Source organism: uncultured Alsobacter sp. (assembly GCF_945952055.1).
Lineage (GTDB): Bacteria > Pseudomonadota > Alphaproteobacteria > Rhizobiales > Beijerinckiaceae > Alsobacter.
Genome location: NZ_CAMFHB010000021.1, coordinates 40,983 through 65,089 on the forward strand (window position 1 = coordinate 40,983; position 24,107 = coordinate 65,089).

A 24,107-nucleotide genomic window follows, 5' to 3' on the forward strand; every position below is an offset into this window, starting at 1 on the left:
CAGAGGGGGGGTGATGAGGCCCGGGCACGCCTGCCCGAACGCCCTGCCGAGCGTGAGCGAGGCCGCCGGCGAGCGCCAGCGTCGCGGATAATGGCGGATGGTTAATCCGTTCCGACTAATGCGTCAGATGTCGACGAGGTCGGTCGCGAAGGCGGCGCGTTCCTGGATGAACTGGAAGCGGGCCTCGGGCTTGTTGCCCATCAGGCGCTCCACGGCGTCGCTGGTCTCCGGGCGCTCGTCGTTGACCACGCGGACCTTCAGCAGCGTGCGCCGCTTCGGATCCATCGTGGTTTCCTTGAGCTGCCCGGGCATCATCTCGCCCAGGCCCTTGAAGCGGCCGATCTCGACATTGGCCTTGCCCTTGAAGACCGTGCGCATCAGCTCGTCTTTGTGCGCGTCGTCGCGGGCATAGACGGTCTTGCCGCCGTGGCTCAGGCGGTAGAGGGGCGGCACGGCGAGATAGAGGTGCCCGTTGTCCACGAGCTTGGGCATCTGCCGGTAGAAATAGGTGATGAGCAGGGACGCGATGTGGGCGCCGTCCACGTCGGCGTCCGTCATGATCACGACCTTCTCGTAGCGCAGCTCCTCGTCCTTGTAGTGCGAGCCCGTGCCGCAGCCGAGCGCCTGGGAGAGGTCGGCGAGCTGCTGGTTCTGCGAGAGCTTGTCGCGGCTGGAGTTGGCCACGTTGAGGATCTTGCCGCGCAGCGGCAGGACGGCCTGGGTCTGCCGGTCGCGCGCCTGCTTGGCGGAGCCGCCGGCCGAGTCGCCCTCCACGATGAAGATCTCGGAGCCGGCCGCGCCGGCGGCCGTGCAGTCGGCGAGCTTGCCGGGCAGGCGCAGCTTGCGCACGGCGGTCTTGCGGGCGACCTCCTTCTCGGCCTTGCGGCGCAGGCGCTCGTCGGCCCGGTCGATGGTCCAGTCGAGGAGCTTGGTCGCCTGGGACGGCGAGGCCGCCAGCCAGTGGTCGAAGGCGTCGCGAATGGCCGTCTCCACGATGCGCGAGGCCTCCAGCGTGGCCAGCTTGTCCTTGGTCTGGCCCTGGAATTCCGGCTCGCGGATGAACACGGACAGCATCGCCGCGCAGGTCGCCATGACGTCGTCGGTCGTGACGTTGGCGGCGCGCTTGGTCTGCCCGATGCGCTCGGCGTGGTCCTTCAGCGCGCGCAGCAGCGCGATGCGCAGGCCGCTCTCGTGCGTGCCGCCCTCGGGCGTCGGAATGGTGTTGCAGTAGGAGTTGACGAAGCCGTCCTCGACGCCGCCGAGCCAGGTCACCGCCCATTCGAGCGAGCCGTGGCCGCCGGCCTTCTCGATCTTGCCGGCGAAGATCTGGTCGTTGACGAGCTCCTTGCCCTCGATTTCGCGGGCCAGGTAGTCCTTCAGGCCGGCGGGAAAGCGGAACACGGCCTCGGCCGGCACGCCCTCGACGCCCTCCAGAAGGGCCGGGTCGCAGTTCCAGCGGATCTCGACGCCGCCGAAGAGATAGGCCTTCGAGCGCGCCATCTTGAACAGGCGGCGCGGCTGGAACTTCGCGTCGGCCCCGAAGATCTGCGCGTCGGGATGAAAGCGGGTGCGGGTGCCGCGGCGATTGCGGACCTCGCCCAGGTGCTCCACGGGCCCCTGCGGAATGCCGCGGGAAAAGACCTGGCGGTAGAGCTGCTGCCCGCGGGCCACCTCGACCTCGAGGCGGTCGGAGAGCGCGTTGACCACCGAGACGCCCACGCCGTGCAGGCCGCCCGAGGTCTCGTAGACCTTGCTGTCGAACTTACCGCCGGCGTGGAGCGTGGTCATGATGACTTCGAGCGCCGACTTGTCCGGGAACTTCGGATGCGGATCGACCGGAATCCCGCGCCCGTTGTCGGTGACGGTGATCGAGCCGTCGGACGAGACCACCACCTCGATGAAGGTCGCGTGGCCCGCGACCGCCTCGTCCATCGAGTTGTCGATCACCTCGGCGAAGAGATGGTGCAGGGCCTTCTCGTCGGTCCCGCCGATATACATGCCCGGGCGGCGGCGGACGGGCTCCAGCCCCTCCAGCACCTCGATCGAGGCGGCGGTGTAGCCGGCCTCGCCGGGCGTCCCGGCCGGAACGGGCGCCAGCGCCGGCTTCTTCCTGGCGGCAGGCTCGGCCCGCGCGGATCCCTCCGGAAGCTTGCGCGCCGCAGAGCCGTTGCCAAAGAGATCGCCAGAATTTGCCATGCGTCCACCGCCCGTGATTCGCTTCACCGCACCCCGGTTGAGCCTCTGATGTGACGTGAACGGATCGGAAACGCAAGGGGGCTGTGGACAGGCGGGCGAGAGCCGTCGGGGAGCGCGAGATAGCGTTCGCCGCACGATGTGGACGACCTCTCTGTCCCTCTGGACCGTCCTGGCCGGGCTCCGGCCCGGCCAGAACGCGCGAAGGGAAAGCGGACTGATCGGATGAATCGGGGCGCCTCAACGCCCCTTCAGCCCAAAGCGCTCGAGCACCTCGGCGAGCGCGCCGGAGAACGGGTGGAAGGTGAAGCTCACGCGGTGCTTTCCCGCCGGGACCGCGACCGCCCGGAACAGCACGTTGGCCTTCAGGATCGGCGCGGGGGCACCGTCCACCGTGGCCCGCCACCACGGGTACCAGACGTCGTGCAGCACCACCCAGCCGCCGGCGGGACTGTCGGCCTCGACCTCGACCCGCGTGGGCTCATAGGACACGAGGCGGACCGTGCCGGGTCCGGCGCCGGCCGAACCGAGCCTGAGGCCGGGCAGGGCGTCGAGGAGCACGGTGGTGCGCGGGTCGAACTCCGGCCAGCGGCCGGACGCGATGATCGCCTCGCCGTCGGCGCCCAGCGCCTGCGTGGCGAACAGCACGCGCGGCAGGGCCCGCGGGTTCTCGTAGAGGAAGGCGTCCTTCGTGCGCCCTAGCGGGATCAGGTCGCCGGGCTTCAGCGCCTTGTCCATCTGTTCGACGGGGACGCGGGTGGCAATCACGCGCAGGCCCAGCATGTCGGCGAGCAGCGAGCGATAGGACGGAAACAGCGGCGAGAACGTCCGCTGGTCGGGCAAAGCCACGTGGTCCTGCGCCCCGGTGGCCCGGGTGTAGGTGTCGAGGTGGATGGGATTGTAGCCCAGCGTGTGGTCGAGCCGGTGCACCATCGAGGCGTTCGGCCAGTGGAAATCGATGCCCGCGAGTTCGACCCGGTCGCGCCGGTCCGGGCCGGCCGTCTCGCCGATGCGCTTGCGGATGGCCGCGATCGTCTCGTTCGCGGTGTCGGGTCGCAGCACGTCGTAGGTGGAGGGCGGCAGCGCGGTCGACTCGTTCGGGCCGTTGCCGAGCGCCAGGTCCAGGGTGAGGAGCCCCGCCAGCACCATGCCGGCCGCCGTGGCGCTGCGGCGGGCCAGCCGGGGAGCGGCCCACAGCGCAGCGACCGAGGCCGCCATGAACGCGAGGCCCATCGCCAGGGGACCGGCAGCCTGGCCGAGCCGGTCCTTCCACGCGGCGACGGCCACGCAGGCCGCCAGCCCGCCGCCCACGAGGAGCGTGGCCGCGGCGAGGGTCGGGGCCGTCCAGCTGGGCAGGGTGCCCGTCACGTGGCGGTGGACGCAGTAGCCCGCGAGGATCGCCGCCACCGCGCCGATGAGGAAGGTCGCGTCGGCCGGTCGTCGGAACAGCCCCACGCCCGGCAGGTGGAACATGACCTGGAAGGCGGGCGTGTAGCGGCCCAGCGCGAACAGCAGCAGCAGCACCAGCGCCACGACCAGGAAGCGCACCTCCCGGGCGGCGAGCGCGCCGCGCGCCACGCCCAGTGCCAGCAGGGCGACGATGGGCAGCGCGCCCATGTAGACGTCGCTCATGTTGCGCGCGAGGAAGAGGTCGGTCGGCCCCCAGGCGAAGCTCGGCTGGCCCCAGAAGTCGGCGAGAGGGCCATCCGTCCCGTAGAGATTGGCCACGAAGGCCGTCAGCAGCGAGGCGGGGTGCAGCGACCCGCGCTCCGCGCCCGCCAGGTCGATGATGCTCGCCCGGCTGGTCTCGCCGGCGAGCAGCAGGGTCAGCACGAGCGGCACGCCGCACACCAGCACGCCGCCGAGAACGCCCATGGCGAGCGGCTTCACCAGCGAGACCGCCGTGCCCAGCCGGTCGGGGCCTGCCGCGACCATCCAGACGACCCGGCCCAGCAGCACCCAGCACCCGAGGAAGGCCACCTGGTCGCGGCCCAGCACCATGAGGCCGGCGACCGCGCCGGCGGCAAAGCCCCAGAAAGCCGTGCGCCGGACGATGGCCCGCTCGAGGGTCCACAGCGCCGGAACGAACCAGGCGAGGCTCAGGATCTGGCCCGTGTGCTGGATGCGCCAGGCGGCCGACCCGCCGAAGGCGAAGGCGAGCGCGGCGACGACGGCGCCGCTCCAGTGCCAGCCCCGATCGCGGAACAGCAGGAGCACGGCGAAGGCGCCGACGAGCAGCATGCCGTAGGCGATGGCATCGGCGAGCACGAGCCCTGGGTCGGGCACTAGGGCGGCGGCGATCAGATGCAGGGGCGAGAAGATGAGCGATTGCGGATCCGCCACATGGGGCGATCCGGCGAAGACGAAGGGGTTCCAGAACGGGCTCTCGCCGCGGTGCAGCGTGCCGGCGAGATAGGCGAGCTGCGGCTGGAAATGGGCCTTGGCGTCCCACGGCACGGTCACCCGCCCCGACAGCCAGGGGAAGGCGAGGGCGCCCCAGCCCAGCACCACCAGCGCCATGGCGCGCGCGAGCGGCCAGTCCCGCGGGCCGGAAACGGGCGCGTTCACCGGCTCGCCGGTCAGTCGTTGACGGGCTTGTGGGTCACCAGATCGTCGAGATCGATATAGTGGCCGGCGCGGTCGCGCTTGGAGGCGAGGTAGAGCACGTTCTCGCTGGTCGGGCGTCCGTGGACGCGGCGGTCCTCGACCACCTCGAGCCCGGCATTCTCCAACGCGGCGATCTTGACCGGGTTGTTGGTCAGGATCGCGACCTTCGAGACGCCGAGCTGCTTCAGCATCTCGGCCGCGAAGCCGAAGCGGCGCTGGTCGAGGTCGAAGCCCAGCATCTCGTCGGCGTCGTAGGTGTCGTAGCCCTGGCTCTGCAGCTTGTAGGCCCGGATCTTGTTGGCGATGCCGTTGCCGCGCCCTTCCTGGTCCAGGTAGAGCAGGATGCCGCCGCCGTTCTCGGTCATGAACCGCACGGTGGACCGCAACTGGTCGCCGCAATCGCACTTCAGGCTGCCGAAGAGGTCGCCCGTGAGGCAGGCCGAGTGCAGGCGCACGCTCACCGGCTTCTCCAGGTCGGGCTTGCCGACCACTATCGCCACCTGGTCGCGCAGGCCCTCGCCGCCGCGGAACACGACGAACTCGGTGTCTGGGGCTCCCTCGAGGGGCACCGGCGCGCGGCTGACGACGTGGATCTGCCGCGCCATGGCCGGGCGGTAGGAGCGCAGGGCGTGCCCGCTCACCACCATCACGGCCTGGTCGACGCTCTCGCGCGCCACCGGAATGACGACGACGGCCGGCATCACCAGCGACAGCGCCGCGAGCTCCAGCGCCAGCTGGTCGACGGGACCCGCCTGGCCGACGGGGGCATCGATCCGCGCGTCGAGCTTGAGGGCCAGCGTCTCGATGCGGTCATGGTCTACGACGGGCAGAGCCACCACGCCGGGAACGGTGCGCTCCACCCCGAGCCGCCGCAGGCGCGCCGAGGGAAGCGCGAGCCTGGCGCGGCCATCTGCCACATCGCTCAATGTATCCGAGCGTTCGCCGTCCAGCGCCTCGGCGCTGGTCACGAGGGCCGACTCCGCGGCGTCGGTGACGAGAACAGGGCGTCCCGAGCGAAACTCGGCTATGGCCCGTTCGACCGAAAGGTGGTCGAAATCGTCCAGCAACCCTACAATCCGTTCCGTACGCAGCATCGAAGTCCCCTGCAGGCTCCGGGTTCTGCCCGGCCCACGCAACAAGTGGCGCTTGGGTCGTAGCGTTCAAGCCCGGCCTGTGCAGGATCAGCCTGCACCGACATATCAACCCCGGACCCCTGTGCCTCATTCCCACCCTGCCTCATCGATCGGCAATTATCCATCGCTAACGGATGTTTTTGCCCCCTTCGACGCCATCACGGAGGATCAATCCTTCGTTGTCGCGCAGCTCGGCCAGTCGCTCGACGGACGTATCGCCACCGTCACCGGCGAGTCGCGCTGGATCAACGGCGGCTGCGCCCTCGACCACCTGCATCGCATCCGCGCCCGGGTCGACGGCGTGCTCGTGGGGATCGGCACCGTGATCGCCGACGACCCCCAGCTCACGGTGCGCAGGGTGCCCGGCCCCAGCCCGGCTCGGATCGTGCTGGATCCGCGCGGCCGGGTCCCGGTCGACTGCCGCTGCCTCGCGCCCGCCGGCGAACGGCGCATCCTGCTGCGCGGCGAACAGGGCCATCCCGTGCCTCCGGGGGTCGAGGAGATCGTCGTGCCCGCGGTGCAAGGGCGGATCCCCCCGCGGGCGATCCTGGCGGCACTTCATGCCGCAGGCCTGCGTCGCATCCTTGTCGAAGGCGGCTCGCACACCATTTCCACCTTCATCGAGGCCGGATGTGTCGACCGCCTGCACGTGCTCGTCGCCCCGATGATCATCGGGTCGGGCAAGCCCGCGCTGGAAACCACCCCGATCGCCGCCCTCGACAGGGCCCTGCGGCCCGCCACGCGCGTGGTCGTGCTGGCGGACGGCGACGTCCTGTTCGACTGCGACCTGAGACAGAATGGGCCAAGCGCCCGGGGAGGGGACCCGCCATGATGACCGGTACCTACACGCCCGCCGCCCGCATGTTGCACTGGCTGACCGCGTTCTGCGTCGCCGTGACCGTGCCCGTCGCCCTGGCGATGGTGCGCACGCCCGAGGGCGCCTTCACCAACGCCCTCTACGAGATCCACAAGTCCTTCGGCATCCTCATCTTCGTGATCATGATGGCCCGGCTGGCCGTCCGCCTCGTCAAGGGCGCCCCGCCGCCGGCCGCGGGCCTGACCCAGGCCGAGCGCGTGATCTCGAAGATCGTCCACGTGGCGCTCTACGTCGTGCTGGTCGCCCTGCCCATCGGTGGCTACGCGGCGACGTCGAGCTGCTGCGCGCCGGTGAAGCTCTTCTGGACGATCCCGATGCCCTTCGCCTTCTCGTTCGGCGAGGACATGATCAAGACCCTGTTCGAGATGCACGAACTCGGCGGCTTCCTGCTGATCGGCCTCGTCATCCTCCACGTCGCCGGCGCGCTGAACCACGCCTTGGTCAAGCGCGACGAGGTCATGTCCCGCATGTGGGCGCGGTGAAGCGGTCTGATCGACCGCCGGGGCCCGGCTCCAACCTCACCGCCGTCCTGGCCGGGCTTGGCCCGGCCACCCACGACTTGAGGACGGCCCCGGCAAAGTCGTGGATGCCCGGGCCAAGCCCGGGCAGGACGTAGAGACGGTGAGGGCAGGTTGAAAAAGCCGTTGAAGTTCAAGCGCTAGGTGCGCGGCACCGCGAACAGGTCCACGTGCCCGATCAGCGCCGACGCGCCGGTCCGGGCCGCGGCCCACGCCCGGCCCTGCGCCTCGCTCACGCCGCCGGCCTCGACCGCCGCGCCGGCGATGCCCGTCGCGAGCTGGCCGACCAGCGTCGCGCTCTCGGCGCCCAGGCGCCAGGGGCTCTCGCCGGTGACGACGTCATAGCCCTGGCGGCGGAAGGCCGCGGCGAGAGCGTCCGCGGCCCTGGGCCCCGCGGCGGGGCCGAAGCCCTTGTCGCGGCCCTGGTGTGCGTGGAAGGCGGACAGGACGGCTGTGTCCAGCGGATGGGGCGGCGACCACTGCTCGCGCCCGTCATAGGTGAGCACCGTGTAGAGCGGCAGGCGCCTGGCCGCGAGCACGGCGGCGAAGCGCTCGATCCAGTCGGCCGAGACGAGGTCGAAGAAGGCCGCTGCCGTGACGAGGTCGGGCGCGGGGTCCAGCACCCGCGCGAGGTCGGCGTTCAGGTCCGCCTGCATCGTCTCGACCGACAGGTTGCGCCCGGCGTGACGCAGGTCGAGCCGGTCGCCGGCGCGCGTGGCGCCGCCGGCCCAGTCCTGCAGGCAGGACAAGGCGGCCTGCAGGAGCGCCGGATCCCAGTCGACGAGCCGCCACGCCTGGGCCGCGGGCAGGTTCTCCGCCGTCCCGCGCAGGTTCGAGCCGGTCCCGCACCCCAGGTCCACGACGCGCAACCCATCGCGGCCGGCGAAGTGGGCCCGGACGGCGTCGGCCACGGCGAGGTTTCGGGCCGCGTGGTCGGCCGGCTCGCGCAGGGTGAGCCATTCGGCGCTGAAGCTCATCGGGATGCTCCGGGGATGGGCGCGGTCATGGCGCCGCGCACGACATCCGCGATGCGCCGGGCGGTGTCGGTCCAGGTCGGGAGTGCGCGGCCGGCCGCCAGCGAGGCGTCCGCCAGGCGCGCCCGCAGGGCGGGATCGCAGATCACGAGGCGCAGCGCTGCGGCGAGCGCTCCGGCATCGCCGGGCGCCACCTTCAGCGCCGCCGCGTCGGGAACGGTCTCGGCCGCCGCTCCGCCCGTGGTGCAGACGATCGGCAGGCCGCGCGCCATGGCCTCGGCCAGCACCATTCCGTAGCCCTCGAAAAGCGACGGCATCACGAAGAGGTCGGCGGCGCCATAGGCGGCCTGAAGCGCCTCGTCCGGCTGCGCGCCCTCCAGCGCGATCCGCCCGGCCAGACGCCGGTCGCGGATGCCAGCGGCGACGCGGTCGGCTTCCTCCGGCGCACGGTCGGTGGCGCCGAGGATCCTGAGCCGCCAAGGGAGGTCGGCGAGCAGGGCCATCGCCTCGACCAGCACGCCATAGGCCTTTCGGGGCGACACCGCGCCCACGGCCAGGATCGAGGGCGGCTCGCCGCCCCCGGTGGCCCGGGGCGCCGGATCCGTCCCCGGCACGGCGACCGTGATCTTTTGCGCGGGCACGTCGTAGTCGGCGGCGAGGATGCGGGCGGTCAGCGGGCTGGTGACGATGACGGCCACGGCCCGGGCCAGGGCCGCGCGCTCGCTTTCCACGAGGGCGCGACGGCGGCGTTCGGGAAGGCCGGTCTCCAGCGCCAGCGGATGGTGCACGAGCGCCACGAACCGCCGGTGCAGGTCCTTCAGCACGATGTCGGTGAGGGCGCCGTAGGCGAGCCCGTCGACGAGGACGACGGCTTCCTCCGGCGTCTGTCCCAGCGCCCGGCCCGCCATGGCGAGATCGGGCACCGGCGCGAACGGAAACGACCCCGGCAACGGGAGGTGGCGGGCCGGCAGCCCGCACTCCGGCAGCAGGGCCAGGACCCGTCGGTCGTAGGCGTAGCCGCCCGTCGGCGTGTCGATGTCGCCGGGGATCGCGAAGACGACGTCAGGCAACGGTGACCGGCCCCTCGAACCAAGCCCGCGCGACGTGGGACTCGTGCAGCTGCACGCGGATCTTCACGATGCCGTCCGAGCCGGGGCCGAGGTCGCCGTTGCGGCAGGCCGCGGCCATGCGGTCGAAGATATGCTTGCTGAGGAATTCGGTCGTCGTCTGCTGGCCCGCGAATTCCGGGATCTCGTCCAGGTTGCGGTAGTTCAGCGGCCCGAGCGTCGCCTTCAGCGCGTCGTGCGCGCGGCCGATGTCGACCACCACGTTCTCCGGCGTCAGGGTCTCGCGGAAGAAGGCCACATCGACCACGAAGGTGGCCCCGTGCAGGCGCTGGGCGGGGCCGAAGAGGTCCCCCTTGAAGCTGTGCGCGATCATGATGTGGTCGCGCACTTCGACGGCGTACATGCGGTTCTCCTGTGAGGGTCAGTAGCGGATGGCGGTGGCGAGCCCCGGCGCGCCGGGGGCAAGAAGGGCCGGAACGGCGGCCGGGAGGTCCGCGAAGGCGACCTCGGCCGTGATCAGGGCATCGAGCCGGTCGTCGGCGAGGAGGCCGATGGCGGCCTCCATGCGCCGGGCATGGCTCCAGCGCGGGCGGCGGGAGGGCGCGACCTGCCCGACCTGGGACGAGACGAGGCGCAGCCGGCGGCTGTGGAAGGCGCCGCCGAGCGGCACCGGCTGCAGGCCTTCGCCGTACCAGCTCATCTCGACCACGGTGGCCTCGAGCCCAGCGGCGGCGATGGCGGTGCCGAGGCCCGCCGGCGCGGCGCTGGTGTGGAACACGATGTCGCAGTCGCCCGGCGGGCTCTCCGCGAAGGCGACGCCCAAGGCCCCGGCCAGCCCGGCGCGGCTGGCGTCCACGTCGACGACCGTCACCTCGGTGCCCGGCAGGCCCCGCGCCAGGTGGGCGACGAGCAGGCCGACGATTCCCGCGCCGACGACGGCGATCCGGTCACCCGGTCCCGCGCCGGAATCCCACAGGCCGTTGAGGGCCGTCTCCATGTTGGCGGCGAGGATGGCCCGCCGGGCAGGAACCTGCTCCGGGATTGGCGAAACGAAGCCAACCGGCGCCCCGAACCGCGTCTGGTGCGGGTGGAGAGCGAAGACCATGCGGCCCAGGAGCGCGGGCGGTCCCTGCTCGACGAGGCCCACGGCGCAGTAGCCGTACTTCACGGGGAAGGGAAACTCGCCCTCCTGGAGGGGCGCGCGCATGCGCTCGTGCTCGGCCTGCGGCACCCGGCCGGAGGCCACGAGGCGCTCGGTGCCCCGGCTGAGGCCCGACCAGAGGCTGCGCACGACGACGCCGTCCGCCGGCATGACCCACCGCACCGGCCGGATCTCCGCCCGCATCGGCGCCACGTACCACAGCGCGTCCGCCTGCCCCTCATTGCCCAACCCGGTGTTCCCCTCTACATGCATGGACGGTCCAGTCCACGTTGTGGCGCGGGATCGTGTCGCTTTCCAGTCCCGGCGTGATCATGGCATCCACCCCCACGGGTCTACAGTCAACGGCGGATCTCACCCGCAGGCGTCGCATCGTCGGGGCCCTCAACGGGCTGACCTTCCTCGGCCTCGCCTGGGCGCTCGTCGCCGTCCTGTCCTCCGGCGGCTGGACGCTGATCGACGTGCTGATGCTGGTGTGCTTCCTGTTCGCGGCGCCCTGGAGCGTGCTCGGCTTCTGGAACGCCGCCATCGGGCTGTGGCTGCTGCACGTGCGGCGCGATGCCTGGGATCAGGTCGCGCCATACCTTCCCGCCGCCGAGGGCACCGGGCCGCTGCAGGTGCGCACGGCCGTGCTCCTGACCCTGCGCAACGAGGATCCGGAGCGGGCCATCCGCCGCCTGCGCATCGTCAAGGACAGCATCGACGCGACGGGGCAGGGGGCCGCCTTCGCCTATTTCATCCTGAGCGACACCAACGACCCGACGGTCGCCGAGGCCGAGGAGCGCGCCTTCGAAAGCTGGAAGGCCTCGGACGCCGTTCCGCAGCGGCTGCATTACCGGCGGCGCACGGCCAACACCGGCTTCAAGGCCGGCAACGTGCGCGATTTCTGCGACCGCTGGGGTGCCGACTACGAGCTGATGCTGCCGCTCGACGCCGACAGCCTGATGGACGGTCCCACCGTGGTGCGCCTCGTGCGCATCATGCAGGCCCATCCCCGGATCGGCATCCTGCAGAGCCTCGTGGTGGGCCTGCCGTCGCGCAGCGCCTTCGCGCGGCTGTTCCAGTTCGGCATGCGCCAGGGGATGCGGCCCTACACCATGGGCAGCGCCTGGTGGGCGGGGGACTGCGGGCCCTTCTGGGGCCACAACGCGCTGGTGCGCATCGCGCCCTTCGCCGAGCACTGCCACCTCCCGGTCCTGCCGGGCGGCCCGCCGCTGGGCGGCCCCATCCTGTCGCACGACCAGGTCGAGGCCGTGCTCATGCGCCGGGCCGGCTTCGAGGTGCGCGTGCTGCCGCAGGAGTGCGGCAGCTGGGAGGAGAACCCGCCGACGGTGCTGGAGTTCACCCGCCGCGACCTGCGCTGGTGCCAGGGCAACATGCAGTACTGGCGCCTGCTCGGCCTGCCCGGGCTCTTCCCGATGAGCCGCTTCCAGCTCACCTGGGCGATCCTCATGTTCCTCGGGATCCCGGCCTGGACGCTGATGTTCGCGCTCGCCGCGCTGAAGCCCTTCGAGACGCAGGATCTCGCGGCGGGCTACCCGGCGGGCCTGGCGCTGTTCGTCTACCTGGCCTTCCTGGCGATGTATCTCGCCCCCAAGATCGCCGGCGCCATCGACGTGCTGATGACCAGGGGCGGGGCGGCCCGCTACGGCGGCGCGCCCTGGTTCCTCGTGGGCTTCGTCTGCGAACTCGTGTTCTCGTTCCTGGTCGGCGCGGTGACGACGTTGCGCACCAGCCTGTTCATGGTGGGTCTCCTCTTCGGGCGCTCCGTGACCTGGAACGGACAGGCCCGCGACGCCCATGCCCTGTCCTGGGAAACGGCCGCTCGCGGCTTGTGGCTCCAGACGCTGTTCGGCTCGACCGTCATCGCCCTCCTGGGGTGGAAAGCCCCGGGCGCGCTCGCCTGGGGCCTGCCGCTCCTCATTGGCTTTCCCATCGCCATTCCCTTCGCGGTGGTGACGGCGGCCCCGGCGCTCGGCGCGCTGCTAGCCCGCTGGAAGCTCGCGGCCATCCCCGAGGAGTTCCACATGCCGGCGGAAGTCGCCGCCCTGGAGGCCCCGATGCCGCCTCCGCCTCCGGCCGCGGCGGCGGCCTGAACGGACGCCGCCACCCAATCGTTAGAAGGCCATGACGCTCATCCGAGCCCGAGGACACCGATCGATGACCCGCAAGAGCCGTCTCGCCCCTGCCTTCGCCCTTCTGGCCCTGCTGGCGGGAGGAGCCGTCGCCAGGGCCGACGACCTGCCGGTCACCGTCAAGAACGGTAGCGAGCCGGAGCTCTGCGCCGAGAAGGACAACGTGGCGCTCGACTTCTCGTCCGCGACCCTGAAGAGCCTGCGCATCCAGGCGGTCCACCCGTCCTTCATCGGCGGTATCACGGCCGACCGCTGGGCCCCGGACTTCACCAGCTGCGACATGAGCCGCGACCCGTCCTTCGCCACCCAGGCCAAGCGCGTGACGTTTTACGAGGACAACGACCTCTGGCTCACCGGCTACGCCTATCCCTCCTTCTGGCGCCCGGCGACCGTGCCGGTGCGCGTCGGCGACCGCGTCGAGAACGGCCTGCACATCATCCAGGTGTGGGTGAAATTCCAGGAGCGCGCGGAAGAGGTGCTGGTGGTCTATCCGCCGGACGGCTACTGGCGCGCCCGGCCGCTGCCGCCGCCGCACATGCGCTGGACCGCCTATGGAAGCTCGTTCCTCGTCGGCCCGGTGGAGGTGCAGGAGCGCCCGATCGTGGACATCAAGGAGATCGTCTTCGACCCCAAGGCCAAGCGCTTCACCATGACCTTCGCGCGCGGCGGCTCGGCGACGCTCACCATCTCCACCCTCGACCAGGACCGCATCATCCTCGACGTCGAGTTCGACGGCCCGCGCCCGGCCAACATGCCGTTCGCCGCGCTGCGCTCGATGTACACCACCGAGACCAATGCCGACGTGGCCAAGGTCGAGTGGCGGGTGAAGGACGGCAAGGGCTGGGGCGAAGCCCCGATCATGAATTTCAAGGGCGGCGACGACATCACCGAGCTCTGGGCCGGCCGCCAGGTCCTGTCCCGCCACAACACCAGCGCCCCGGACATGGTGTTCAACCGCTTCTCCACCGGGCCCGTGCCGCCGCCGAAGAAGTGAGGGCGCGAAGCTCTTTCAGTCTTCCGACGCTCAATTCGCCTTGGCGTCGACCTCTCCGCCGTCCTGCCCGGGCCTCGCCCTTCGGGATGCACCCATCTCACTCGAGCCCGAAGGAAGGGCGCTCTCCCTCCCCTGCAGGGGAGGGTGGCAGCCGCAAAGCGGCTGACGGGTGGGGACAGCGGCAAAGAAAGAGCGGATATGCCGGGGCCGGCCCTGTCGTCGCGCCAAGTCCTGCGGCACCGCCCCCACCCGTCTCGCGCTTCGCGCGATCCACCCTCCCCTGCAGGGGAGGGAAAGCGCGCTCAGCCATCCATAATCACTTGTGTGCACGTCGAAGGGCCTGGCCCGAGCACACACGACTTTGCCGGCTCCTGACGTCGTGGATGGCCGGACCGAGCCCGGCCAGGACGCGGTGAGGGAGCCCCGAGCCGGACGAGCGGGCGACGGGACAGGCCCCAAGGCGGCGGTGACGACGTTCGGCTAGCCCGCGTCCAGCTCGCGCCGCACGGCGGCGAAAACGGTCCGGAACATCTCGGGCGTGAGACGCCCGGTGTTCGTGTTGTACCGGCTGCAATGGTAGCTGTCGAAGACCGCGACCGGCCCGACGGCGTGGCGGCGGGCGTGGCCGAAGGGGTGGGCCGAAGGCTTCTCCCCGAGCGCCCTCACCAGCGATTCGTGGGCGATGCGGCCCAGCGCCACCGCGGCCTTCAACCGCGGCATGGCGGCGATCGTCGCGGTCAGGAACGACCGGCAGGTGACGATCTCGGCCCCGGTCGGCTTGTTCTCGGGCGGCACGCAGCGCACCGCGTTGGTCAGGCGGCAGTCGACGAGGGCGAGGCCGTCGTCGGGGCGCGCCTCGAACCGGCCGCGCGAGAAGCCGAATTCGTCCAGCGTCGCGTAGAGCAGGTCCCCGGCATAGTCGCCGGTGAAGGGCCGGCCGGTCCGGTTGGCGCCGCGAAGGCCGGGCGCGAGGCCCACGATCAGGAGGCGGCCGGACGGGTCGCCGAAGGACGGCACCGGCGCGTTGTGCCAGTCGGGCTCGCGGGCGCGAGCCTCATGGCGGAACGCCACCAGCCTGGGACAGGCGGGGCAGTCGCGCGAAGGTTCGGTCGGGAGGGCAGAATCAGGAAACGTCGGACGGGCCATGGGCCCGTGTTAGAGCATGCTGCGAAAAGGGGAAATCCGGCTTTTCGCCAGAAGCATGCGCCCACCGTCGGCCGGCAGCGTTGCGATGGAAACGCTGCCCGTGCCGACGTCCTGCGACGACGCCCGTGTCAGGCGTCGTCCCCGTTGGGGTCCGCCGGGGCGGCGGTCGGAGCCATCGGCCGGCGCTCGAAGTTGCGCGGCGGACGCTCGGTGCGCTCGGCCGGATCGCGGCCGATGCGCGGGATCAGCTGCACGATGTCGATGAACTCGTCAGCCTGGCGGCGCAGTTCGTCGGCCACCATCGGGGGCTGCGAGCTGATGGTCGAGACGACCGACACGCGCACGCCGCGCCGCTGCATGGCTTCGACCAGGGACCGGAAGTCGCCGTCGCCGGAGAAGAGAACCATGTGGTTGATGAAGGGCGCGAGCTCGAGCGCGTCGATCGCGAGCTCGATGTCCATGTTGCCCTTGACCTTGCGGCGACCGGTGGAGTCGACGAACTCCTTGGTCGGCTTGGTCACCACGCGGTAGCCGTTGTAATCGAGCCAATCGATCAGCGGCCGGATGGAGGAATACTCCTGATCCTCGATCAGCGCCGTGTAATAGAAGGCGCGGACCAGATTGCCACGGCCCTGGAATTCTTTCAGCAGGCGCTTGTAGTCGATGTCGAAGCCAAGCGCCTTGGCCGTGGCGTAGAGGTTTGCGCCGTCAATGAATAGAGCGGTCCGGTCGGCATTCTGCATGGGCATGCCCAATCAGTGGTTCTGGCTGCCACGAACCTGATGATGTCAATTACTGTATACAATTGACTATCGCCGAGTGCGGGCGTTGCGCGTGTATCCGAGAAAGAGAGTCAGTGAATCTCTCTTCAACCAAAAGTTGCTGGAATTAAGGCTTAAATGCTTTCGGTGTCAATCTTTCCTTCTGGGTGGATTCATCGAGCGCAAGCTGTGCCATAAGGCGTAGGATCGCATCTTCGAAGGTGTAGCCGGGCGGCGCCTCTTGCCAAATCGGGGCGGAGGGTGTAGCAGGCCCAATCCCATCATGCCCGTCCTCGTTTCCGGGAGCCTCCATGGCGCGCGTTACCGTTGAAGACTGCATCGACAAGGTCGACAACCGGTTCGAACTGGTCCTTCTCGCGAGCCACCGTGCCCGCATGATCTCGGCCGGCGCTCCGCTGACCATCGAGCGCGACCGCGACAAGAACCCGGTCGTGGCCCTGCGCGAGATCGCCGACGAGACCATCTCGCCGGAAGACCTCAAGGAGGACTTCATCCACTCGCTGCAGAAGCACGTGGACGTCGACGAGCCCGAGCCCGAGACCGTGCCGCTGATCGGCGCGCCGGCCGCCGGTGGCGGGGCCGACGACTCGAGCGTCGAGTTCGACCGCATGACCGAGGAAGACCTGCTGCGCGGCCTCGAGGGCCTGGTGCCCCCGGCCGAGACGGACGACGAGGGCGAGTAAGCCTCGCTCCCGACCGCCTCTTCGAAAGCCCGGCCTCGCGCCGGGCTTTTTTTCATTGCGGCTGCTTTTTTCTCCGCCGATGCCCCCCTCGCGGCATCGTGCGGCCTTGCCGCCGCCCCCGGCGATCCCGATACTGGTTGGACGGTCGGAGTCCAACCCTGCCGGAGAGGCCCAGCTACCCCATCGGAAGGTCCAGCCGCCATGATGCGGCAGTACGAACTCGTCGAACGCGTCAAGCGCTACAATCCGAACGCGGACGAGGCTCTCCTGAACCGCGCTTACGTCTATGCGATGAAAGCGCACGGATCGCAGAAGCGCGCTTCGGGCGATCCCTACATGTCCCACCCGCTGGAGGTGGCGGCGATCCTCACCGAGTTGCGGCTGGACGACGCCACGATCGTGGCCGCGGTCCTGCACGACACCATCGAGGACACCGAGGCGACCCGCGAGGAGATCGACACCCTCTTCGGCCACGAGATCGGCGCGCTCGTCGAAGGCCTCACCAAGATCAAGAAGCTCGACCTCGTGTCGAAGAAGGCGGCGCAGGCGGAGAACCTGCGCAAGCTGCTGCTGGCGATCGCCGACGACGTCCGCGTGCTCCTGGTGAAGCTCGCCGACCGCCTGCACAACATGCGCACGCTGCACTACGTGCCGGTCGAGAAGCGCACCCGCATCGCGGAGGAGACGCTCGACATCTACGCGCCGCTCGCCGGCCGCATGGGCATGCAGGAGATGCGCGAGGAGCTGGAGGACCTGGCTTTCCGCCACTTCTCGCCCGAGGCCCACGCGATGATCTCGGCCCGCCTCGACGAGATTTCCGAGCGCAGCGGGCCGGTCATCGAGGAGATCGAGAAGGAACTCGCCACCAAGCTCGCCCAGTACGGCATGAAGGCCGACGTCAAGGGACGGCGCAAGCGGGCCTACTCGATCTGGAAGAAGATGGAGCGCAAGTCCGTCTCCTTCGAGCAGCTCTCCGACATCTTCGGCTTCCGCGTGATCGTGCCGGACGTCGCCGCCTGCTACGCGGTGCTGGGCATCGTCCACACCACCTGGCCGAGCGTCCCCGGGCGCTTCAAGGACTACATCTCGACGCCCAAGCAGAACGACTACCGGTCGTTGCACACCACCATCATCGGCCCTGGCCGGCAGCGCGTCGAGCTGCAGATCCGCACCCAGGATCAGGACCGGATCAACGAATACGGCATCGCCGCGCACGCGCTCTACAAGGACAACCGCGCCTCCGACAAGTCGGCGCTGGCGCGCGAGAGCCGCGCCTACGAGTGGCTGCGGCGCACGGTCGAGACGCTGGCCGAGGGCGACAGCCCTGAGGAATTCCTCGAGCACACGAAGCTCGAGCTGTTCCATGACCAGGTGTTCTGCTTCACGCCCAAGGGCCGCCTGATCGCCCTGCCGCGCGGCGCCACGCCCATCGACTTCGCCTACGCGGTCCACACCGACGTCGGCAACACGGCCGTCGGCTGCAAGGTCAACGGCCGCATCGTCCCGCTGCTCTCCGAGCTGCACAACGGCGACGAGGTCGAGATCTCGCGTGCGCCCGGCCAGGTGCCGCCGGCGGCGTGGGAATCCATCGTCGTCACCGGCAAGGCGCGCGCCGCCATCCGCCGCGCCACGCGCGCCGCGGTGCGCAAGCAATATGCCGGGCTCGGCCGCCAGATCGTCGAGCGCGCCTTCGAGCGGGGCAAGAAGGCCTATTCGGACGAGAAGCTCAAGGCGGCGCTGCCGCGGCTCGCCCGCACCTCGCTCGACGACGTGCTCGCCGCCGTCGGCCGGGGCGAGATCTTCTCCGGCGACGTCGTGAAGGCCGTCTATCCCGACTACAAGGACGAGAAGGTCACCGGCGTCGAGGCCAACCGCACGGAGGGGGGCTGGTTCGGCCTGAAGAAGGCCGAGGGCCTCGTCTTCAAGGTCCCGGGCGCCGCCCCGCGCACCGCCCCGTCCATCCCGATCCGCGGCCTCAACGGCGACCTGCCTGTGCGCTTCGCACCCAATGGCGGCGCGGTGCCGGGCGATCGCATCGTGGGCATCCTGACGCCTGGCGAGGGGATCACGATCTATCCGATCCAGTCGCCGGCGCTCACCGCCTTCGACGACCAGCCGGACCGCTGGCTCGACGTGCGCTGGGACATCGACGAGGCCGTGCCGCAGCGCTTCCCGGCGCAGCTGTCGCTCACGGTGATCAACGAGCCGGGCACGCTGGCGCAGATCGCCCAGATCATCGGCGACAACGACGGAAACATCGATTCGATCTCCGTCACGGGCCGCGGCGCCGCCGACTTCCGGGAGATCACCATCGACGTCGAGGTGTGGAACCTCAAGCACCTGAACGGGATCATGAACCAGCTCAAGCAGCGCCCGGTGGTGAGCTCGGTGCGGCGGGTGAACGGATAGCCGGACCGACGGTACCCTTGTTCGCTCGCTCTCCCCGCGCGTCATGCCCGGGCTTGGCCCGGGCACCCACGACTCAAGCTCTCAACCGCTGCAAAGTCGTGGATGGCCGGACCAGGCCCGGCCAGGACGGCGCAGGGAGCGCCAAGCATGGGCGGGCTCCCGCCCCACTCCATGACACCACGCCAACTTGCGTGGCGGGCCGGCATCTGCAATGCCTGCGCGGCACAGGAGGAAGACCATGACGACAGACGAGGTTCTCGCCGAATTCCGCGCCGCCGGCGCGCTGCTGGAGGGGCATTTCATTCTGTCGTCGGGCCTGCGCAGCCCCGTGTTCCTGCAGAAGATGTTCGTCTTCCAGGATCCCGTGCGCACCGAGCGCCTGTGCAGGGCCCTGGCCGAGAAGGTGAAGGCGCAGTTCGGCACCATCGACATGGTGGTCTCGCCGGCCGTGGGCGGCATCGTGCCCGGCTACGAGACGGCCCGGCAGCTCGGCGCCAAGGCGATCTTCGTCGAGCGCGAGGAGGGCCGCTTCCGCCTGCGCCGCGGCTTCGAGATCCCGGCCGGCGCCCGCGTGCTCATGGTCGAGGACATCGTGACCACGGGCCTCTCGTCGCGCGAATGCCTGGAGGCGGTGAACGAGGTGAGCCACGGCGTCGTGGGCGCCGCCTGCCTGATCGACCGGTCCGGCGGCAAGGCCGACATCGGCGTGCCGCTGGTCAGCCTCGCCCAGCTCGACATTCCCTCCTACGCGCCGGACCAGCTGCCGCCGGAGCTCGCCGCCATCCCGGCCACCAAGCCCGGCAGCCGCGGCATCAAGGCCTGACCCTCATGACCGACGACTTGCGCCTGGGGATCAACGTCGACCATGTGGCCACCGTGCGCAACGCGCGTGGCGGCTCGCGGCCCAACCCGATCCGGGCGGCGCTGCTGGCCGTCGAGGCGGGCGCCGACGGCATCACGGCCCACCTGCGGGAAGACCGCCGCCACATCCGCGATGGCGACATGCAGGGCCTCAAGGACGCCATCGGCGTGCCGCTGAACTTCGAGATGGCGGCCACGACCGAGATGGTGACGATCGCCCTCGACGTGCTGCCGCATGCCGTGTGCCTCGTCCCGGAGAAGCGCGAGGAGCGCACGACCGAGGGTGGCCTGGACGTGGTGGGCGGCAGGGCCCACCTGGAGCCGGCCATCGCGCGGCTGCGCAGCGCCGGCATCCGCGTGTCGCTGTTCATCGAGGCCGACGCGGCGCCGGTCGAGATGGCCGCCAAGCTGGGCGCGCCCGTCGTCGAGCTGCACACCGGCACCTGGTGCGAGGCGGTGGAGGCGGGCGAGAGCGAGCGCGCGGAACACGAGTTCCAGCGCCTGCGCCGGGCCGCCGAACTCGGCTCGGCGCTCGGCCTGGAGATCCATGCCGGCCATGGCCTCGACTACGCCACGGCCCAGCGGATCGCGACGCTGCCGCAGATCAAGGAACTCAACATCGGCCACTTCCTCGTCGGCGAGGCGATCTTCGTCGGGCTGTCGGAGGCGGTGAAGCGCATGCGCGCCGCCATGGCGGCCGGGCGGCAGGGCACCGGACAGGCGCCGCGATGATCCTCGGCCTCGGCTCCGACCTGTGCGACATCCGCCGGATCGAGAAGACGCTGGACCGTTTTGGCCGGCGTTTCGTCGAGCGGGTGTTCACGCCGGTGGAGCAGAGGAAGTCGGAGCGGCGCAAGGAGCGGGCGGCCTCCTATGCCAAGCGCTTCGCCGCGAAGGAGGCCTGCGCCAAGGCGCTCGGCACCGGGTTCAGCCGCGGCGTCTTCATGCGCGACCTCGGCGTCGTGAATTTGCCGTCGGGGGCGCCCACCATGGCGCTCACGGGCGGAGCGAGGGCTCGGCTGGACGCGCTGCTGCCCGCGGGACACGAGGCCGTGATCCACGTCACGATCACGGACGAGTATCCTCTCGCCCAGGCTTTCGTGGTGATCGAGGCGCGGCCCGGCACCGCCAACGCAGGATGACCGGGCCTTTCGCGCCCGGAGCGATGAATTGCCAGCGGCAGGGGGCGGGTCTATACCCGCGGCCTGCACCGTGGCGCGAGCCGCCCCCGCGGGCGCAGAACGGGGCTCCCGGCGAGACCCGGAGGACGACGAGATGACGGAGCCGAGCCGCGTGGCAAACGAAGCGAAGAGGACCGACGACGGGGGTCTCCTCGAGACCGTGAAGGTCGTGGTCCAGGCCCTGCTCATCGCCGTCGTGGTGCGCACGTTCCTGTTCCAGCCCTTCAACATCCCGTCCGGATCGCTGATCCCGACGCTGCTGATCGGCGACTACCTCTTCGTGTCGAAATACTCCTACGGCTATTCGAAGTACTCGGTCCCCTTCAGCCCGCCGCTGTTTTCCGGCCGGGTCTGGGCCGCCGAGCCCAAGCGCGGCGACATCGCCGTCTTCAAGCTGCCGCGCGACAACTCGACCGACTACATCAAGCGCGTGATCGGCCTGCCGAACGACAAGATCCAGATGATCGACGGCATCCTGCACATCAACGGGCAGGCGATCAAAAAGGAGCTCGTCGGCAAGAGCGACGTGTCCGCCGGCGCGGGGTACCGCGACCAGGCGACCTACTACCGCGAGACCCTGCCCAACGGCGTGAGCTACACGATCCAGGAGCTCGACCTCTACGGCAACAAGCTCGGCCGCAACACCCAGGTCTACACGGTGCCGCCCGGCCATTTCTTCATGATGGGCGACAACCGCGACAACTCGCTCGACTCGCGCGACATGACCTCCCAGGGCGTCGGCTACGTGCCGTTCGAGAACTTCATCGGACGCGCCGAGATCATCTTCTTCTCGATCACCGAGGACGGCGCTGCCTGGAAGATCTGGGAATGGCCCTGGACGGTGCGCTGGAGCCGCCTGCTCAAGCCGGTCGGCTGACGTGGCGAAGAAGTCGGGGCTCGGCAAGCTCGAGGCGGCCGTCGGTCACGTCTTCGCCGATCGGACCCTCCTGGAACGCGCCCTGACGCACATCTCGGCCCTGCCGGGAACGCCCGCCGACGGCCCGCACTACCAGCGCTTCGAATTCCTGGGCGATCGCGTCCTCGGGCTCGTCATCGCCGACATGCTGTTCCGGGCCTATCCGGCCGCCACCGAGGGCGAGCTGTCGCGCCGCCTCGCCCATCTGGTGCGCCGGGAGACCTGCGCCGAGGTGGCCATGGCCTGGGACGTGCCGCCGCACGTGATCCTGGGGCTGGGTGAACGCCAGTCGGGACTGCGCCGCAAGGAGGCCCTGCTGGCCGACGTGTGCGAGGCCATCCTCGCCGCCGTCTACCTCGACGCCGGGTTCGACGCCGCGAGGTCCGTCATCGAGGCCGCCTTCGGTCCGAAGATGGCGGAGCCGGGCCGATCCGTGCGCGACGCGAAGTCCGCGCTGCAGGAATGGGCCATGGGCCTGGGCTTGCCGGTCCCCGTCTACCGCGAGGTGGAGCGCAGCGGGCCGGATCATGCCCCCATTTTCAGAATCGAGGCTTGCGTGAACGGCTTCGAGCCGGCGTGGGCCGAGGGCCGCTCGAAGCGGCTTGCCGAGCAGGCTGCCGCCGTGGCTTTCCTGGAGCGCGAGAAGGTGATGCAGGGAGACCCGGAATGAGCGTCGAGACCGAGGCTGCCGGCACGCCGGGCACCGCCCAGCGCTGCGGCTACGTGGCGCTCATCGGCGCCCCCAACGCGGGCAAGTCCACCCTGCTGAACGCGCTCGTCGGCGCCAAGGTGTCGATCGTCTCGCGCAAGGTGCAGACCACCCGCAGCCTCGTGCGCGGCATCGCGCTCGCCGGCGACGCGCAGATCATCTTCCTCGACACGCCCGGCATCTTCGCCCCGCGCCGCCGGCTCGACCGCGCCATGGTGACCTCCGCCTGGGGCGGGGCAGGGGACGCCGACGTGGTGGCCCTGCTGGTCGACGCCCGCAAGGGCATCGACGAGGAGGTCGAGGCCATCCTGGCCAAGATGGCGGAGCTGAAGCGGCGCAAGGTGCTGATCCTCAACAAGATCGACACGATCGAGCGCTCCCGGCTGCTCGACCTCGCGGCCGCGCTGAACGAGAAGCACGCCTTCGTCGAGACCTTCATGGTCTCCGCCCTGACGGGCGATGGCATCGGCAAGGTGCGAGACAAGCTCGCCGCCATGATGCCCGAAGGCCCCTGGCTGTTCCCCGAGGACGAGGTCTCCGACGCGCCGCTGCGCTCGCTCGCCGCCGAAATCACGCGCGAGAAGCTGTTCGAGCGCCTGCACGACGAGCTGCCCTACCAGTCCACGGTCGAGACCGACCAGTGGAAGACGATGAAGGACGGGTCGGCCCGGGTGGAGCAGACCATTTTCGTGACGCGCGAGACCCAGCGCCGCATCGTGCTGGGCAAGGGCGGGCAGACCATCAAGGCCATCGGCGAGGCGGCCCGGCGTGAGATCGCCGAGGCGGCCGACTGCAAGGTGCACCTCTTCCTCTTCGTCAAGGTGCGCGAGAACTGGATCGACGATCCGGCCCGCTATCGCGAGATGGGCCTCGAGTTTCCCAAGGACTGACCCGCGATGGAGTGGCGCGACGAGGGCATCGTCGTCGGCGTCCGCCGCCACGGCGAGTCCAGCGTGCTGCTCGAACTGATGACCCGCTACCATGGCCGTCACCTCGGGCTGGTGCGGGGCGGCCGCTCGGCCCGCATGCAGCCCGTGCTCCAGCCCGGCAACGGCGTGGAGGCCACCTGGAGGGCCAGGCTGGAGGACCAGCTCGGCACCTACACGGTGGAAGGCACCACGCTGCGCGCCGGCGAGCTGATGGGCTCCGCCGCGGCGCTCTACGGTCTCGGCCATATCGGCCAGCTCCTGCGCCTTCTGCCGGAGCGCGATCCCCATCCCGCCCTCTACGAGGCCCTGCCGATCGTCCTGGGGGCGCTCGGCGAGCCGCGCGCGGCGGGCGCGCTCATGGTGCGCTTCGAGATCGCCTTGCTGGCGGAACTGGGCGTCGGCCTCGATCTCTCCGCCTGCGCCGTGACCGGCGGGCACGAGGACCTGGCCTTTGTGTCGCCGAAATCCGGCCGCGCCGTCTCGCGCGACGCGGCCGGGCCTTGGCTCGATCGGCTGCTGGTGCTGCCGCCCTTCCTGCATGAAGGCCAGGGCCGTGCCTGGCCGAGCCGCGACGACATCGCCGCCGGCTTCGCCTTGACCGGCCACTTCCTGGCGCGGAATGTCTATGAAGCACGGGGCCTCGCGCCCCCGGACACCCGCGCGGCCTTCGTGGCGGCGGTGTTGGCGCGGGAGGGGGACGGGTGACACGGTGGAGGGATCCTGCGTCCTTCGACACGCCGCCTCCGGCGGCTGCTCAGAGGGTGTGAATCTTTGTCTCTGTCCGGCTTGCACCTCCCTCTCCGCGTCCTGGCCGGGCTTGGCCCGGCCATCCAC

22 protein-coding genes are annotated in these 24,107 nt (G+C 70.3%); 13 read left to right on the plus strand and 9 right to left on the minus strand.

Features of this window, described 5'->3' with window-relative positions; translation table 11 throughout:
• Window positions 1-123 precede the first annotated feature (123 nt).
• The 3 genes from parE to ribA form a co-directional block, all read right to left on the minus strand.
• Complete coding sequence (parE, locus tag Q0Q47_RS16275; RefSeq protein ID WP_293862033.1) at window positions 124-2,196, minus strand: DNA topoisomerase IV subunit B; 2,073 nt, start codon at window positions 2,194-2,196, stop codon at window positions 124-126.
• 237 nt (window positions 2,197-2,433) lie between these two features.
• Window positions 2,434-4,761: a hypothetical protein gene (locus Q0Q47_RS16280; protein ID WP_293862036.1), complete on the minus strand. Its 2,328-nt coding sequence runs from the start codon at window positions 4,759-4,761 to the stop codon at window positions 2,434-2,436.
• 11 nt (window positions 4,762-4,772) lie between these two features.
• Entirely contained in the window at window positions 4,773-5,894 is a 1,122-nt protein-coding gene (gene ribA, locus Q0Q47_RS16285; protein WP_293862039.1) for a GTP cyclohydrolase II RibA, read from the minus strand.
• Window positions 5,895-5,973: 79 nt separating this feature from the next.
• On the opposite strand from ribA, the gene Q0Q47_RS16290 reads away from it, so the two are divergent.
• Both Q0Q47_RS16290 and Q0Q47_RS16295 read left to right on the plus strand, forming a co-directional pair.
• On the plus strand, window positions 5,974-6,765 hold the full coding sequence (locus tag Q0Q47_RS16290) for a RibD family protein (RefSeq protein ID WP_293862042.1): 792 nt from the start codon (window positions 5,974-5,976) through the stop codon (window positions 6,763-6,765).
• On the plus strand, window positions 6,762-7,292 hold the full coding sequence (locus Q0Q47_RS16295) for a cytochrome b (RefSeq protein ID WP_293862045.1): 531 nt from the start codon (window positions 6,762-6,764) through the stop codon (window positions 7,290-7,292). Before Q0Q47_RS16290 ends, Q0Q47_RS16295 begins: the two co-directional genes overlap by 4 nt.
• Window positions 7,293-7,468: 176 nt before the next feature.
• On the opposite strand, the gene Q0Q47_RS16300 is transcribed toward Q0Q47_RS16295, so the two are convergent.
• From Q0Q47_RS16300 to Q0Q47_RS16315, 4 genes are read right to left on the minus strand one after another with little or no spacing between them, the layout of a single operon-like run.
• Window positions 7,469-8,305 (minus strand): class I SAM-dependent methyltransferase, encoded by an 837-nt coding sequence (locus tag Q0Q47_RS16300; RefSeq protein WP_293862048.1) that lies wholly within the window; start codon window positions 8,303-8,305, stop codon window positions 7,469-7,471.
• On the minus strand, window positions 8,302-9,372 hold the full coding sequence (locus Q0Q47_RS16305) for a glycosyltransferase family 4 protein (protein ID WP_293862051.1): 1,071 nt from the start codon (window positions 9,370-9,372) through the stop codon (window positions 8,302-8,304). The genes Q0Q47_RS16300 and Q0Q47_RS16305 overlap by 4 nt, the downstream gene beginning before the upstream one ends.
• Window positions 9,365-9,772 carry a 6-carboxytetrahydropterin synthase gene (locus Q0Q47_RS16310; protein WP_293862054.1) on the minus strand — a complete coding sequence of 136 codons (408 nt, stop codon included), beginning with the start codon at window positions 9,770-9,772 and terminating at the stop codon, window positions 9,365-9,367. The genes Q0Q47_RS16305 and Q0Q47_RS16310 overlap by 8 nt, the downstream gene beginning before the upstream one ends.
• 18 nt (window positions 9,773-9,790) lie before the next feature.
• Window positions 9,791-10,714 (minus strand): zinc-binding alcohol dehydrogenase, encoded by a 924-nt coding sequence (locus Q0Q47_RS16315; RefSeq protein ID WP_293862190.1) that lies wholly within the window; start codon window positions 10,712-10,714, stop codon window positions 9,791-9,793.
• A 128-nt stretch (window positions 10,715-10,842) separates the two neighbouring features.
• Here Q0Q47_RS16315 and mdoH point away from each other — a divergent pair, with 128 nt between their 5' ends.
• Complete coding sequence (gene mdoH / locus Q0Q47_RS16320; protein ID WP_293862057.1) at window positions 10,843-12,624, plus strand: glucans biosynthesis glucosyltransferase MdoH; 1,782 nt, start codon at window positions 10,843-10,845, stop codon at window positions 12,622-12,624.
• Window positions 12,625-12,688: 64 nt separating this feature from the next.
• A complete protein-coding gene (locus Q0Q47_RS16325) occupies window positions 12,689-13,657 on the plus strand; it encodes a hypothetical protein (RefSeq protein WP_293862060.1) in 969 nt (322 codons plus the stop codon).
• A gap of 480 nt (window positions 13,658-14,137) precedes the next feature.
• Here Q0Q47_RS16325 and Q0Q47_RS16330 read toward each other — a convergent pair whose 3' ends face one another.
• Window positions 14,138-14,803: a uracil-DNA glycosylase gene (locus tag Q0Q47_RS16330; protein WP_293862063.1), complete on the minus strand. Its 666-nt coding sequence runs from the start codon at window positions 14,801-14,803 to the stop codon at window positions 14,138-14,140.
• Between the two features lie 128 nt (window positions 14,804-14,931).
• The gene (locus tag Q0Q47_RS16335) at window positions 14,932-15,546 is read right to left on the minus strand and encodes an NYN domain-containing protein (protein ID WP_293862066.1); all 615 of its coding nucleotides are present in this window, start codon (window positions 15,544-15,546) and stop codon (window positions 14,932-14,934) included.
• A gap of 329 nt (window positions 15,547-15,875) precedes the next feature.
• Here Q0Q47_RS16335 and rpoZ point away from each other — a divergent pair, with 329 nt between their 5' ends.
• The 9 genes from rpoZ to recO all read left to right on the plus strand — a co-directional run bounded on the left by rpoZ (window position 15,876) and on the right by recO (window position 23,978).
• Window positions 15,876-16,268 (plus strand): DNA-directed RNA polymerase subunit omega, encoded by a 393-nt coding sequence (gene rpoZ, locus Q0Q47_RS16340; protein WP_293862069.1) that lies wholly within the window; start codon window positions 15,876-15,878, stop codon window positions 16,266-16,268.
• 201 nt (window positions 16,269-16,469) lie between these two features.
• Window positions 16,470-18,677, plus strand: coding sequence for a bifunctional (p)ppGpp synthetase/guanosine-3',5'-bis(diphosphate) 3'-pyrophosphohydrolase (locus tag Q0Q47_RS16345; RefSeq protein ID WP_293862072.1), 2,208 nt, complete (start codon window positions 16,470-16,472; stop codon window positions 18,675-18,677).
• A 238-nt stretch (window positions 18,678-18,915) separates the two neighbouring features.
• Complete coding sequence (gene pyrE, locus Q0Q47_RS16350) at window positions 18,916-19,500, plus strand: orotate phosphoribosyltransferase (protein WP_293862075.1); 585 nt, start codon at window positions 18,916-18,918, stop codon at window positions 19,498-19,500.
• A 5-nt stretch (window positions 19,501-19,505) separates the two neighbouring features.
• Window positions 19,506-20,270, plus strand: coding sequence for a pyridoxine 5'-phosphate synthase (locus tag Q0Q47_RS16355; protein WP_293862078.1), 765 nt, complete (start codon window positions 19,506-19,508; stop codon window positions 20,268-20,270).
• Entirely contained in the window at window positions 20,267-20,680 is a 414-nt protein-coding gene (gene acpS, locus Q0Q47_RS16360; RefSeq protein WP_293862081.1) for a holo-ACP synthase, read from the plus strand. The genes Q0Q47_RS16355 and acpS overlap by 4 nt, the downstream gene beginning before the upstream one ends.
• Window positions 20,681-20,813: 133 nt before the next feature.
• Window positions 20,814-21,596 carry a signal peptidase I gene (gene lepB / locus Q0Q47_RS16365; RefSeq protein ID WP_293862084.1) on the plus strand — a complete coding sequence of 261 codons (783 nt, stop codon included), beginning with the start codon at window positions 20,814-20,816 and terminating at the stop codon, window positions 21,594-21,596.
• A 1-nt stretch (window position 21,597) separates the two neighbouring features.
• Window positions 21,598-22,305, plus strand: coding sequence for a ribonuclease III (rnc, locus tag Q0Q47_RS16370; RefSeq protein ID WP_293862087.1), 708 nt, complete (start codon window positions 21,598-21,600; stop codon window positions 22,303-22,305).
• Window positions 22,302-23,234 carry a GTPase Era gene (era, locus tag Q0Q47_RS16375; RefSeq protein ID WP_293862090.1) on the plus strand — a complete coding sequence of 311 codons (933 nt, stop codon included), beginning with the start codon at window positions 22,302-22,304 and terminating at the stop codon, window positions 23,232-23,234. Before rnc ends, era begins: the two co-directional genes overlap by 4 nt.
• Before the next feature lie 6 nt (window positions 23,235-23,240).
• On the plus strand, window positions 23,241-23,978 hold the full coding sequence (gene recO / locus Q0Q47_RS16380) for a DNA repair protein RecO (protein WP_293862093.1): 738 nt from the start codon (window positions 23,241-23,243) through the stop codon (window positions 23,976-23,978).
• The last annotated feature ends 129 nt before the right edge of the window (window positions 23,979-24,107 follow it).

Coding starts and splice junctions, on each gene's coding strand:
- Q0Q47_RS16335 (WP_293862066.1), bottom strand. CDS start 15,546: ATGCAGAATGCCGACCGGACCGCTCTATTCATTGACGGCGCAAACCTC.
- Q0Q47_RS16345 (WP_293862072.1), top strand. CDS start 16,470: ATGATGCGGCAGTACGAACTCGTCGAACGCGTCAAGCGCTACAATCCG.
- Q0Q47_RS16315 (WP_293862190.1), bottom strand. CDS start 10,714: ATGCGGGCGGAGATCCGGCCGGTGCGGTGGGTCATGCCGGCGGACGGC.
- rpoZ (WP_293862069.1), top strand. CDS start 15,876: ATGGCGCGCGTTACCGTTGAAGACTGCATCGACAAGGTCGACAACCGG.
- Q0Q47_RS16325 (WP_293862060.1), top strand. CDS start 12,689: ATGACCCGCAAGAGCCGTCTCGCCCCTGCCTTCGCCCTTCTGGCCCTG.
- Q0Q47_RS16310 (WP_293862054.1), bottom strand. CDS start 9,772: ATGTACGCCGTCGAAGTGCGCGACCACATCATGATCGCGCACAGCTTC.
- recO (WP_293862093.1), top strand. CDS start 23,241: ATGGAGTGGCGCGACGAGGGCATCGTCGTCGGCGTCCGCCGCCACGGC.
- ribA (WP_293862039.1), bottom strand. CDS start 5,894: ATGCTGCGTACGGAACGGATTGTAGGGTTGCTGGACGATTTCGACCAC.
- pyrE (WP_293862075.1), top strand. CDS start 18,916: ATGACGACAGACGAGGTTCTCGCCGAATTCCGCGCCGCCGGCGCGCTG.
- mdoH (WP_293862057.1), top strand. CDS start 10,843: ATGGCATCCACCCCCACGGGTCTACAGTCAACGGCGGATCTCACCCGC.
- Q0Q47_RS16355 (WP_293862078.1), top strand. CDS start 19,506: ATGACCGACGACTTGCGCCTGGGGATCAACGTCGACCATGTGGCCACC.
- Q0Q47_RS16295 (WP_293862045.1), top strand. CDS start 6,762: ATGATGACCGGTACCTACACGCCCGCCGCCCGCATGTTGCACTGGCTG.
- era (WP_293862090.1), top strand. CDS start 22,302: ATGAGCGTCGAGACCGAGGCTGCCGGCACGCCGGGCACCGCCCAGCGC.
- Q0Q47_RS16300 (WP_293862048.1), bottom strand. CDS start 8,305: ATGAGCTTCAGCGCCGAATGGCTCACCCTGCGCGAGCCGGCCGACCAC.
- parE (WP_293862033.1), bottom strand. CDS start 2,196: ATGGCAAATTCTGGCGATCTCTTTGGCAACGGCTCTGCGGCGCGCAAG.
- lepB (WP_293862084.1), top strand. CDS start 20,814: ATGACGGAGCCGAGCCGCGTGGCAAACGAAGCGAAGAGGACCGACGAC.
- acpS (WP_293862081.1), top strand. CDS start 20,267: ATGATCCTCGGCCTCGGCTCCGACCTGTGCGACATCCGCCGGATCGAG.
- Q0Q47_RS16330 (WP_293862063.1), bottom strand. CDS start 14,803: ATGGCCCGTCCGACGTTTCCTGATTCTGCCCTCCCGACCGAACCTTCG.